The sequence below is a fragment of the Stenotrophomonas sp. 22385 genome, assembly GCF_052045085.1.
Taxonomy (GTDB): Bacteria; Pseudomonadota; Gammaproteobacteria; order Xanthomonadales; family Xanthomonadaceae; genus Stenotrophomonas.
In genome coordinates, this window is the sequence record NZ_JBQEOG010000005.1 from 329,834 (window position 1) to 341,510 (window position 11,677).

General features: G+C 68.9%; 8 protein-coding genes. 2 read left to right on the forward strand and 6 right to left on the reverse strand.

The genetic code is table 11. The features are described from left to right. Window positions 1–4 precede the first annotated feature (4 nt). The 6 genes from ACTJI4_RS11485 to ACTJI4_RS11510 form a co-directional block, all read right to left on the reverse strand. Window positions 5–772: a YggS family pyridoxal phosphate-dependent enzyme gene (locus tag ACTJI4_RS11485; RefSeq protein WP_440869419.1), complete on the reverse strand. Its 768-nt coding sequence runs from the start codon at window positions 770–772 to the stop codon at window positions 5–7. A 55-nt stretch (window positions 773–827) separates the two neighbouring features. Further along, window positions 828–1,334: a hypothetical protein gene (locus tag ACTJI4_RS11490; protein ID WP_440869420.1), complete on the reverse strand. Its 507-nt coding sequence runs from the start codon at window positions 1,332–1,334 to the stop codon at window positions 828–830. 106 nt (window positions 1,335–1,440) lie between these two features. After that, the gene (locus ACTJI4_RS11495; RefSeq protein WP_392921959.1) at window positions 1,441–4,542 is read right to left on the reverse strand and encodes an error-prone DNA polymerase; all 3,102 of its coding nucleotides are present in this window, start codon (window positions 4,540–4,542) and stop codon (window positions 1,441–1,443) included. After that, window positions 4,539–5,954: a Y-family DNA polymerase gene (locus ACTJI4_RS11500; RefSeq protein ID WP_440869421.1), complete on the reverse strand. Its 1,416-nt coding sequence runs from the start codon at window positions 5,952–5,954 to the stop codon at window positions 4,539–4,541. The genes ACTJI4_RS11495 and ACTJI4_RS11500 overlap by 4 nt, the downstream gene beginning before the upstream one ends. Before the next feature lie 9 nt (window positions 5,955–5,963). Further along, complete coding sequence (gene imuA / locus ACTJI4_RS11505; protein WP_392921964.1) at window positions 5,964–6,581, reverse strand: translesion DNA synthesis-associated protein ImuA; 618 nt, start codon at window positions 6,579–6,581, stop codon at window positions 5,964–5,966. Between the two features lie 148 nt (window positions 6,582–6,729). Further along, window positions 6,730–7,923: an MFS transporter gene (locus tag ACTJI4_RS11510; protein WP_392921968.1), complete on the reverse strand. Its 1,194-nt coding sequence runs from the start codon at window positions 7,921–7,923 to the stop codon at window positions 6,730–6,732. A 74-nt stretch (window positions 7,924–7,997) separates the two neighbouring features. Between ACTJI4_RS11510 and ACTJI4_RS11515 the strand changes: the two genes are divergently transcribed. Continuing rightward, window positions 7,998–8,450, forward strand: coding sequence for a winged helix-turn-helix transcriptional regulator (locus ACTJI4_RS11515; protein ID WP_440869422.1), 453 nt, complete (start codon window positions 7,998–8,000; stop codon window positions 8,448–8,450). Between the two features lie 239 nt (window positions 8,451–8,689). Beyond that, entirely contained in the window at window positions 8,690–11,512 is a 2,823-nt protein-coding gene (locus ACTJI4_RS11520; protein ID WP_440869423.1) for a beta-glucosidase family protein, read from the forward strand. Window positions 11,513–11,677: the final 165 nt, after the last annotated feature.

Sequence of the window (11,677 nt, forward strand, 5' to 3'; positions counted from 1 at the left end):
CCGATCAACGCGCAGGCGTCGGCCAATACTGACTGTCCGGTGTGCTGCGCGCGCCGAAAATCGCCTGGCCTACACGTACCACCGTGGCGCCTTCCTCGATGGCGATCTCGAAATCGCCGGACATGCCCATCGACAGTTCGTCCAGGCTGATGCCTGACGGCAGGGTCGGACGCAGGCGGTCGCGCAGGTCGCGCAGGCGCACGAAACAGGGGCGCACCTGTTCGGGATCGGCCGAGAACAGCGCCAGGGTCATCAAGCCGCGTACGCGCAGGTGGGTGAAAGCGGGCAGCTGCTGCACGAAGTCGGCCACCTCGATCGGCTCCAATCCATATTTGCTGGCTTCGCCGGAGGAATTGACCTGCACGAACACGTCCAGCGTGCGGCCTTCCCGCGCCAGCCGCTGGTCCAGCGCCTGGGCTACGCGCAGGCTGTCCAGCGCCTGGAATTCGCTGGCAAAGCGGGCCACATCGCGCGCCTTGTTGGTCTGCAGGTGGCCGATCACCGACCAGCGGATGCCGAGGTCGGCCATCGCCTCGGCCTTGCCCTTGGCTTCCTGCACCTTGTTTTCGCCCAGCGTATCGCAGCCGGCCTGCACCGCCAGGCGCAGCCGCGCTTCGTCCACGGTCTTGCTCACCGGCAGCAGCCGCACCGTGGCCGGATCACGTCCTGCGCGCACGCATGCGGCCGCGATGCGTGCGTGCACCGCCTCGAGGTTATGGCGGAAATCCTCAACGGTAGTGGCCTGCGGCCAAGCGGGGGCGACGATGGACATGGCGTGTTCCGGAACAGGCGCGGCCCGCATTTTCGCACGGTGGGCAACGGCCGGATCAAGGCGCCGCGGTTGTCCCCGGACGGATGTAATGCGACTGCCCGTTGTCGTTGAGGAAGATCAGCTCCGGCTTGCCCTGCCAGGAGGTGAGCATGGCGCCGGTGCTGTTCTGGTGTTTGATCACCAGGGTGGCGCCGCGATCCGGGTTGGCGGTGATCTTGAACACTTCGGTGGTGCCCTTGGCGTCATCCAGCGTGAGCGAGGCCTCATCGCCGACATCGGCGGTGCCATAGCTGCCACGCTCGGAGCCGTCGGCACCTAGCAGTGCCACGCCCGAAAGCGGGGACGCGCGCGGGCCCTGCGGGACACCCTTGCTGAGCGGGTCAGGCAGCGGCGCGCCGAGGATCACCCGGGCCTGGCCGCTGCCGTCCTGGATGACCAGCCCGCGCGCGGTGATCACCCGTTCGGCGGACTGGCTGCGGTGCAGCTGCACGGCGGTGTAGCCCGACACCAGCAGGGCAAGGCTGGACACCGCCAGTGTGGTGAGGGTGAGTGCGCGCGACATGGCAGGCTCCGGATCCTTGGATGGCAGCGACCATAGCCGAAGCCGTGATGACCGCACCAGTCGGAAAAGTCTGTATCTATCGTCAGCGTGAAACCGGTCACAGCAATCAATGAAAATCGCGGCTGTGGGTGCGCACTCCGTCAATCAGTGCATCGAGGTTGTGCATGCGCTGCACGATCAGGTGCTGCACGCCATCCACCCGTTCCAGCCGGCCATCGATCTGCATCAGCTGCGCCTCCACCAGCACCCGGTGCTGGCGGTCGGCGGTTCTGCGCCAGACCACCGCATTGACCATGCCGCTTTCGTCTTCGAGGGTGAGGAAGGTCACCCCGCTGGCGGTCTGCGGGCGCTGGCGCATGCGTACCAACCCGGCGAAACGCACGCTGCGCCCGTGCGGCAGCTGCGCCAGTTCGTCCGAGCGCTGGCAGCGGCGGGCGCGCAGCGCGTCGCGGATGAAGGACACCATGTGCTGGCCCAGGGTCGTGCCGGTGCTGTTGTAGTCGGCCTGCATGTCCTCGAACGCACTCGGTGCCGGCAACGCCACGGCGGCATCGGCAGTGGCGCGGATGTCCTCGAACAGCGGCAGTGGCTTTTCGACGCCGGAGACATCCCAGCGGGCGCGGTGGCGGTGCCCGCTCAACCCCTTCAGCGCGCCGGCATCGGCCAGCAGCCCCTGGTGGCGGCGGTCCAGGCGGGCCCGCTGGCTGAGGTCGGCCACGCTGTCGAAGGCATGCCGGGCACGTGCCTGCATGACGGCCCCGGCCACCGCTTCGCTGAAACCATCGATCATGCGCAGGCCAAGCCGGATGCCGGGCAGGGCGTCGCGCTGGGTGGCCGGCACCAGCGTGCAGTCCCAGTCGCTGTGGCGCACGTCCACCGGCAGCACCGGCACGCCATGCCGGCGCGCATCCTGCAGGATCTGGTCCGGCGTGTAGAACCCCAGCGGCTGGCTGTTGATCAGGCTGGCGGCAAACGCCGAGGGGTGGTGGCACTTGAGCCAGCAGCTGACATAGGTGATCAGCGCGAAACTGGCCGCGTGGCTTTCCGGAAAGCCGTAGCTGCCGAAGCCCTTGATCTGCTCGAACAGGCGTTCGCCGTATTCGCGGCTGTAGTTGTTCTTCGCCATGCCGGCCAGTAGTTTGTCGCGGTGCGGATCCAGCCCCCCGTGGCGTTTCCAGGCAGCCATCGAACGGCGCAGCGCATCGGCCTCGCCGGGACTGAAGCCGGCGGCGGCCACCGCCAGTTGCATCACCTGTTCCTGGAACAGCGGCACGCCCAGGGTGCGCCTGAATACTTTTTCCAGTGCCGGTGGGTAGTCGATTTCTTCGATCCCTTCTTCCTTGAGCCGCTTGCGGCGGTTGAGGTAGGGATGGACCATGTCGCCCTGGATCGGGCCGGGCCGCACGATCGCTACTTCGATCACCAGGTCGTAGAAACAGCGCGGCTGCATGCGCGGCAGCATCGCCATCTGCGCGCGCGATTCGATCTGGAACACGCCCAGCGTATCGGCACGGCAGATCATGTCGTAGGTGGCGGTGTCACCCGCCGGGATGTCGGCCATGCCCATCGCCGGGGCGCCATGGGCGTGCAGCATGGCCAGACATTTGCGCACGGCGGTGAGCATGCCCAGCGCCAGGCAGTCGACCTTCATCAGCCCGGTGGCATCCAGGTCGTCCTTGTCCCACTGGATCACGGTGCGGTCGGCCATGGCCGCGTTTTCCACCGGCACCAGGGTCGACAGCGGGTGCTCGGAAATCACGAAACCGCCCGGGTGCTGGGACAGGTGGCGCGGGAAGTCCACCAGTTCAGCGGTGAGCGCCACCACCCGCTGCATCAGCGGCGTGTCCGGGTCGAAGCCGCGTTCGCGCAGGGCCTCGGGCAGCGGCTCGTGGCTGCTCCAGCGGTCCAGGCAGGCGGCCAGTTCGTTGACCTGGTCCGGCGGCAGGCCCAGCACGCGCGCCACGTCGCGCACTGCACTGCGGCCGCGGTAGCTGATCGCCACGGCGGTGAGCGCGGCACGTTCGCGGCCGTAGCGGTTGAACACGTACTGCAGCACTTCCTCGCGACGTTCGTGTTCGAAATCGATGTCGATGTCCGGTGGTTCGTCGCGTTCTTCAGAGATGAAGCGTTCGAACAGCAGTTCCATGTGGCTGGGGTCGATCTCGGTCACGCCCAGCACGAAGCACACCGACGAATTGGCCGCCGAACCACGGCCCTGGCACAGGATCTGCTGGCTGCGGGCGAAGCGCACGATGTCGTGCACGGTCAGGAAGTACGATTCGTACTGCTTGAGGTGGATCAGGCGCAGCTCGTGTTCGATCTGTCGCCGCTGCGCTTCGCTGGCGCCGCCGGGCCAGCGCCAGCGCATGCCCTCTTCGACCAGGACGCGCAGCCAGCTGGCCGGGTCGTGGCCGTCGGGAACCAGCTCGCGCGGGTAGGTGTACTGCAGCTGCGCCAGGTCGAACCGGCAGCGCCCGGCTACGCGCAGGGTTTCCTCCAGCAGTTCGGGCGGGTACAGCGCGGCCAGCGCCTGGCGCGTTCGCAGGTGGCGTTCACCATTCGGGAACAGGTGCCAGCCAGCATCGGCGATGGTGCAGTGCTGGCGGATCGCGGTGAGCGTGTCCTGCAGCGCACGGCGGCGGCGCACGTGCATGTGCACGTCGCCACTGGCCACCAGCGGCAGGTCATGGGCATAGCCGAACTCCAGCAGCGCCTCCAGCCGCGCCACGTCGTCGGCCTCGCGGTGCAGTTCCACCGCCAGCCACAGCCGGTGCGCGAAGCGTGCGTGCAGCCACGCGGCATCATCGGCATTGGGCGACCGCGCCGGCCACAGGCACAGCAGACTGTCGGGCAGGGCGTCGAAGTCCTCGCGCAGGCAGCGGTACTGGCCCTTGGGCGCGCGCCGGCGGCAGGTAGTGATCAGCTGGCACAGCCCTGCATAGGCGGCCAGGTCGGTGCACAGCAGTACCACCTTGGGCCCGTCCTCGACCTGGAACTCCGCACCGGTGATCAGGGCCAGCCCATGTTTCTTCGCCGCCTGCCAGGCGCGCACGATGCCGGCCAGCGAACATTCGTCGGTGATGGCCAGGGCCTTGTAGCCCTGTTCTTTCGCACGCGCGAACAGCTCGTCGGCGATGGAGGCACCGCGCTGGAAACTGAAGGCCGACAGGCAATGCAGTTCGGCGTAATCGGGCAGGGCGGTACTCATGCGAACCAGCCGTGCAGCATGAAGGGTCCGTGCCGTGCACCGGCGGCGGTATAGGCCCACGCACGCTGGCCCAGCGCGGTTTCGACCACGTAGTAGTCGCGGCGCACATCGCCTTCGTCCCACCAGCCCGATTCAATCCGCTCCGGCCCGGAGAGGATGCGCAGGTCCGGGTCGTACAGCGGCTGCGGCGTGGCCAGCAGCCAGCCCGGGCGCAACGGCAAGGCCGGCGGCGGGCCTTTGATGGCCGCTGTGGCTGGGCCGCTGGCGCGTTCGGGCCGATGTTCGGCGCGTAGTCCCACGCCCTGCACGGCATCGTCGCCCAGCCGCGCACGCAGGCGTTCGCGCAGCTGTTCCCAGGGCATGGCCTGCTGCGGACGCGGGTCGAACAGGTCGCGCGCGGCCGGCACGAACGGCGGCAGGTGTTCGGCCTGCAGGCGCAGCCCGCGGCTGCCGGCAGGCAGGCGCAGGTGGTCGACCCGGTTGCGCGCCAGTTCGAACAGCATGGCCGCATCGCGTTCGGGCGCGAGCAGGCCCACGGTCAGCCGGGTATCGGGGTGGCGCTCATGTTCGAACCACAGGTCGAACTGCTGCGCGCCGCCATCGCGCGAGCACAGGAAGGCGGCCAGGTCAGCGGTGAGACGGCGCAACGGGAACAGCAGTGCCTGGGTCGATTCGATTTCGTACTCGAACTCGATCCGTGCATCGAACCGGTCCGGCGGCCGGAAGTACTGCAGCGGCGCGCTGCCGATACCGCGCAGCGCATCCAGGTGGGTCAGCACCTGGGCCGGGAACCGCCGGGTCAGGCTCTCGCGGGGGAGCGCGAAGGCCGCGCCCAGCGTACGCAGGCCGGAGCGGGCCAGTACCGTGACAGCCTCGGCCGGCAGGCCGCTGCGGTCGATCGGGATCTGCGCCAGTGCAGGTTCCAGCGCCGTTGCATCCACGCCCAGCCGCGCATGCACGCGGGTGAGCACCCAGGCAGCGTGCGGGTTGGGCGCGGCTACCAGCCGATGGCGGAAGCCGAGTTCCTTCAGGCCGTCGCGCAGGCGCTGTTCGATTGCCGGCCAGTCACCGAACAGGGCGCGGCTGGCGCCGATCTCCAGCGCCAGCGCATGCGGGAACGCCAGGCTCACCTGCGAGCTGATGCCGTACAGCCAGCTGGCCAGCAGTTGGCGGGTGTCCTGTTCGGCGCGCGGGTCGTAGTCCACCGTGAGCATGTCGCGGGTCAGCACCTGGGCGGCCGACAGCAGCATGCCGCGGCGCAGGCCCAGCTGGCGCGCCGCCGGGCTTACCGCATGCAGCACCCGGCGCTGGGCCGGGCCGGTGACCAGCACCAGCGGCGCGCGCGGATCGGGCTGCTGGCGCAGGGCCGCGTCCAGCGCCAGTTGAGGCAGCAACAGGCAGGCCCACTGCATGGCAGCGCCTCAATGGGCCAGGGCCAGCGGCAACGGCTGCGCCGGTGCCATGCCGCCGCGGCATTTGAGCACCCGCACCTGGCCGGCATCGAGCTGCAGGCGCAACGGGGCGGGGGAGGGGTTGCGGGCCAGCCGGCTGTCGCGGAAAGCAAAGCCCAGGCACTGGCCGGTTTCGGCGGCCACCTGCAGCCGGCGCAGGGCGCGGTCGTCGGCATGTCCCGGCCAGCACAGCACCGCTGCACAGGCGGCCGAGCGCAGGCATTGTTCAGCCGCCCACAGCGCTTCGCGCGGGGTGGCGCGCACCACCTGCAGCTGGCCCAGGGCCAGCCCGGCGCCGGCCCAGGCCGGGGCATGCGGCAAGTGCGGTGGGGCGACCAGCACCACGGTCTGCTGCAGCTGGCTGAGCCGGGCCAGGGTCGGCCAGACCAGCGCCAGCTCGCCCTGGCCGGGTGCGGCCAGCAGTACTTCGGACAGGGCCGAGGGCGGCCAGCCACCCCCGGGCAGGCGGCTGTCCAGCGCCGGGTGCCCGGTCGGATGGGCGGGGGTTTCCGGCGCCGTCCCGCGCGGCTGCCCTCGCCAGACCTGGCGGCTTTCCAGCAGTTGTTCCAAGGCCACCACCGCGCCCATCAGCGCACCTCCCGGCAAGGCTGGAAAGAGCAGGAGTGGGCGGGAAACCTGAACATGAAGGCGAGGATAGGCAGGGCAGGTGTCAAGGGTTGAGACCGACATGCTACGTGTTATTAGCAAAATTGCTAATGAATTCGTAGCGCGACGTTTACCCCCGCCGAAGCCGCCCGTCAGACGTCCATGACCCCCGCAAAAAAATCCCCAACGCCAACAGCGACACCCCAGCCCCCACCCAACACACTGCCCCCCACCCATGCGCCGCATAGACCGCGCTTCCCAGCAAGGCGCCCAACCCGCTTCCGGCCGCATAAAACAACATGTACGCCGCAATCACCTGCGCCTGGGCCTGCGTCGGCGCCGCCGCCAGGATCAGGCTCTGGTTGGTCACATGCAGGGCCTGTACGGCCAGATCCAGCAGCAGTACGCCCAGCACCAGCCAGCCCAGCGAGGCGTGCAGCGCCGACAACGGCCACCAGCTCAACAGCAGCAACAGCAGAGCCCCCAGCGTCACCCGCCTGGCATGGCCACGGTCGCTCCAGTGCCCGCTGCGTGCGGCGGCCAGTGCGCCGAGCAGGCCCACCAGGGCGAACGCACCGATCGCGGTGTGCCCAAGCCGGAACGGCGGCGCGCTCAACGGCAGCGCCATGCTGCTCCAGAACAGCCCGAACCCGGTGAACATCAACACCCCCAGCAGCCCACGCCGACGCAGCACCGGTTGCTGGCGCAGCAGGGCCCGCAGTGACAGCCTTGGCGAGGCGATTGGAACCGCAAGAGGCGGCAGATGCCGCCACAGCAGCACCCCGGTCACTCCCATCACACCGGCAGAGAGCAGGTACACCGTGCGCCAGCCGCCCAGATCTGCCACCACGCCCGCCACCAGCCGTGCCAGCAGCAGCCCGATCACCACCCCGGCCTGCGCCGCGCCGACCACGCGGCCACGCGCATGCACCGGTGCGGCGGCGGCTGCGTAGGCAATCAGCCCTTGGGTCATCGCGGTGCCCAGCAGGCCCACGGCGGACATGGCCAGCAGCAGGCCCATGGCCGTACCGGCGGCAGCAACACAGAGCAGCGCCAGCATCAACGCGGCGGTCTGCAGCGCCATCAGCCGCCGCCGCTCGACCCGGTCGCCCAGCGGCACCAGCCACAGCAGGGCGGCCACCGACCCGACCTGGGTCGCGGCGATCACCGCGCCGATCCAGGACACGCCGATGCGCAGGTCGGCCGACAGCGCATCCAGCAGCGGCTGGGCGTAATAGACGTTCGCCACGCTGAGCCCGGCCGCGCAGGCGAACAGCAGCAGCAGGGAAGGGGCGATGCGCGGGAGGGGGGCGGTGGTGGACATGTATGGTCTCGAAATAGAACCAGTTGAGTCTGTGGCATTTGGTTCTAAAATGAAACCACCCAAGGAGGATCGCCATGCACCCTGATCTCAACCGCACCTGCCCGGTCGCGCGCGCGCTGGACCTGATCGGCGACCGCTGGTCGCTGCTGATCGTGCGCGACGCCTTCGATGGCGTGCGCCGCTTCAGCGATTTCCAGCGTGGCCTGGGCATGTCGCGCAGCATGCTCAGCCAGCGCCTGCAGGCCCTGCAGGACGCCGGCGTGCTGACCCAGCAGGCCGCCGCCGATGGCAGCCGTTACCACGACTACGTGCTCACCGCCCAAGGCCAGGCGCTGTTCCCGCTGGTGGTGGCGCTGCGCCAATGGGGCGAGGGCCATCTGTTCGACCCGTCTGAACCGCGTTCGCACCTGCAGGTGATCGGCACCGGACAGGACCTGGCACCGCTGCTGCCGCGCGATGCCGAGGGCAGGGCGCTGACGGCTGCCGAGACCGAAGTGATCAAGCCGGATCCGGCGCCGCGAACCTGAACACGCTGTTGACACGGATGAACAGGGTGAACGACTCTTGAGCGGATGGGTGCTGGTGACGGCACCCGACGGATGCGGTGGCTGTGGCGACAGGCGGAGGGGCCTGATCGTGGCTGGCGCGCCCGTGTAGTTCGATCCCGAGCGCGGTTGCGTGCCGGGATCCCGCCATGACGGCGCTGCACCCTTCTGCGGCAAGACTCCCTGGATTTACTGCGTCAGCAAAGGTGTTTCGCCCGCTTATGAAAACGATTACAAAGCCCCTGGCCCTGACGGCCGCCATCGCCCTGTCGCTGTCTGCCTCTGCCTTCGCGGTACCGGCGGTGGGGGGCGAGGCCTTCACCGTGCTCCGCCTGGACCAGGCACCGACCTACCTGGATGCCAAGGCGGTGGCCGAACAACTGCAGGCGCTGGACGTGGATGCGCTGACCATCGGCAATGTGATCCGTCCTGCCGACACCACGGAAAGCGCGCAGGCACCCGATCCGCTGGCGGCCCTGGCCGACGACCTCGGCTACACCTATCGCTTCGTCAGCGCCGACCCGGCTGCGGCCGAGCAGCGCGGCAGCATCGTGCTTTCGCGCCTGCCGGTGGAAGCCGAGTCGGGCGTGGAAGCACCGGGCCTGAATTACCTGCGCTTCAACGACGGCCGCCACGTGGTGGCGCTGTACACGCGCGCTGCCGGCGCCGATGCCGATGGCGCGCCGGTCAAGGCGCTGGTGGACGGCTCGCGCCTGGGGGCGCCCGCACTGCTGCTGGGTTCGGATGCGGACAGCGCCACCGCCGCTGGTTTCGCCGCCATCGGCAAGGGCGCCGGCTACAGTGCCGGCTTCGATGCCGCCACGACCAGGCCGGTGAAGCTGCGCCTGGATGCCGACACCAGCGTTGCCGGCCAGCTGCTGACGCTGGGCTACAGCGCGCCGGTGGGGGGCGACACGCCATGGATGGACACCGGCCTGAGCGCGGATGCGCGCGCCAAGCTGCTGGTGGCGCGGATGACCGTGGACGAGAAGTTCCAGATGCTGCACAGCTACTTCGGGCTGGGCAAGGATGGCGGGCCGCTCCCGGAAGGCGCGGTCGGTTCGGCCGGGTTCGTGCCGGGCGTGCCGCGCCTGGGGATCCCGGCCCAGCAGTCGGCGGATGCCGGCGTGGGCGTGACCAACCCGGGCGGGATCCGCAAGGGCGACCATGCCACGGCGATGCCCTCGGGCCCCTCCACCGCCTCGACCTGGAACCCGCAGATCGCCTTCACCGGCGGCGCTACCATGGGCCGCGAGGCCTGGCAGCAGCGCTTCAACATCCTGCTGGCCGGCAGCGTCAACCTGCAGCGCGACCCGCGCAATGGCCGCAACTTTGAATATGCCGGCGAAGACCCGGTGCTGGCCGGCCGCCTGGTGGGCGAATCGATCCGGGGCGTGCAGAGCCAGCACGTGATTTCGACGATGAAGCACTTCGCGCTCAACGACATGGAAACCTCGCGCAACTTCCACAGTGCCGAAATCGGCGAACAGGCGATGCGCGAGTCGGACCTGCTGGCGTTCGAGATCGCACTCGATGCAGGCAAGCCCGGTTCGGTGATGTGCTCCTACAACCGTATCAACGGCACCTATGGCTGCGAGCACGATTACCTGATGAATCAGGTGCTCAAGCAGGAATGGAAGTTCCCTGGTTTCGTGATGTCCGACTGGGGCGGCGTGCACAGCGGTTCGAAGGCGGCGCTGGCCGGGCTGGACCAGCAGTCGGCGGGCGAGGTGTTCGACAAGGCGGTGTACTTCGACGAGCCGCTGCGCCTGGCGGTGGCCGGTGGTACCGTGCCGCAGGCGCGTTTGAACGATATGGTCGCGCGGATCCTGCGCACCATGTTCGCGCACGGCAACTTCGACCTGCCGCCGCAGCATGGGCCGATCGACGACGAAGCCGGCTTTGCCGCGGCGCAGCGCACCGTTGAAGAAGGCAGCGTGCTGCTGCGCAACGCCGGCGACGTGCTGCCGCTGGGCAGGGACGTGCAGCGCATCGTGATCATCGGCGGGCATGCCGACAAGGGCGTGATCGGCGGCGGTGGTTCGTCGATGGTGGGCTGGACCGCGCGTGGCACCAATGCAGTGCCGGGCGTGCTGCCGACCACCTGGCCGGGCCCGGTGATCTTCCACCCGTCCTCGCCGCTGCAGGCGCTGCGCGCCGAGCGCCCGGACGCGACCATCGAGTACGTGGACGGCCGTGACGTGGCGGCTGCCGCGCGCGCTGCCGCTGCGGCCGACGTGGCGATCGTGTTCGCAACGCAGTGGTCGGCCGAATCGGTCGATCTGCCGCACATGCAGCTGCCGGACAACCAGGACAAACTGATTGCAGGGGTGGCCCAGGCCAATCCGAAGACGGTGGTGGTGCTGGAAACCAACGGGCCGGTCGAGCTGCCGTGGCTGCAGCAGGTGCCGGCGATCCTGCAGGCGTGGTACCCGGGCATCCGCGGCGGTGAGGCCATCGCGGCGCTGTTGACGGGCAAGGTGAATCCGTCGGGCCGGCTGCCGGTCACGTGGCCGGTGGATGCGTCGCAGCTGCCGCGCCCGCATGTGAACGGGCTGGGCTTCAATCCAAAGCAGAAGCCGGACGACACCATCGATTACAACATCGAAGGTGCCAACGTCGGTTACAAGTGGTTCGCGGCCAAGGGCCTCACCCCGCAGTTCGCGTTCGGCCACGGGCTCTCGTACACGCAGTTCCAGTACGACAACCTGAGCTACACGGCAATGGGCCAGCGCCTGGTGGCGACGGTGGATGTGCGCAACACCGGCAAGGTGGCCGGTGCGGACGTGGCCCAGCTGTACCTGAAGATGCCGGAAGGCAGCACCACGCCGATCCGCCTGATCGGGTTCCAGAAGGTCACGCTGCAGCCGGGTGAATCGCGCCGGATCCGCATCGAGGCCGAACCGAAGGCGATGGCCAGTTTCGATACGGCCGACAAGCAGTGGAAGATTGCGGAAGGCCGTTACGAGCTGCAGCTTTCGCGTTCGGCCAATGAGCCGCTGCAGACCTCGCCGATGGTGTTGAGTGGTGGTGTGGTGAAGTGAGGTCTACGTGGTGCGTGGGCGTTTAGAGCGCTCACGCATTGCGGCGAACAGCCTTGGTCTGCGAATGTCTGGGGCTTGGCTGGCGGGTGTGGGTTTGCGGGACACGCCGCAAGTACGTCCCTGTAGGCTCGTTCGCGCCATCCATGGCGCTCTACGGTCCCGCAA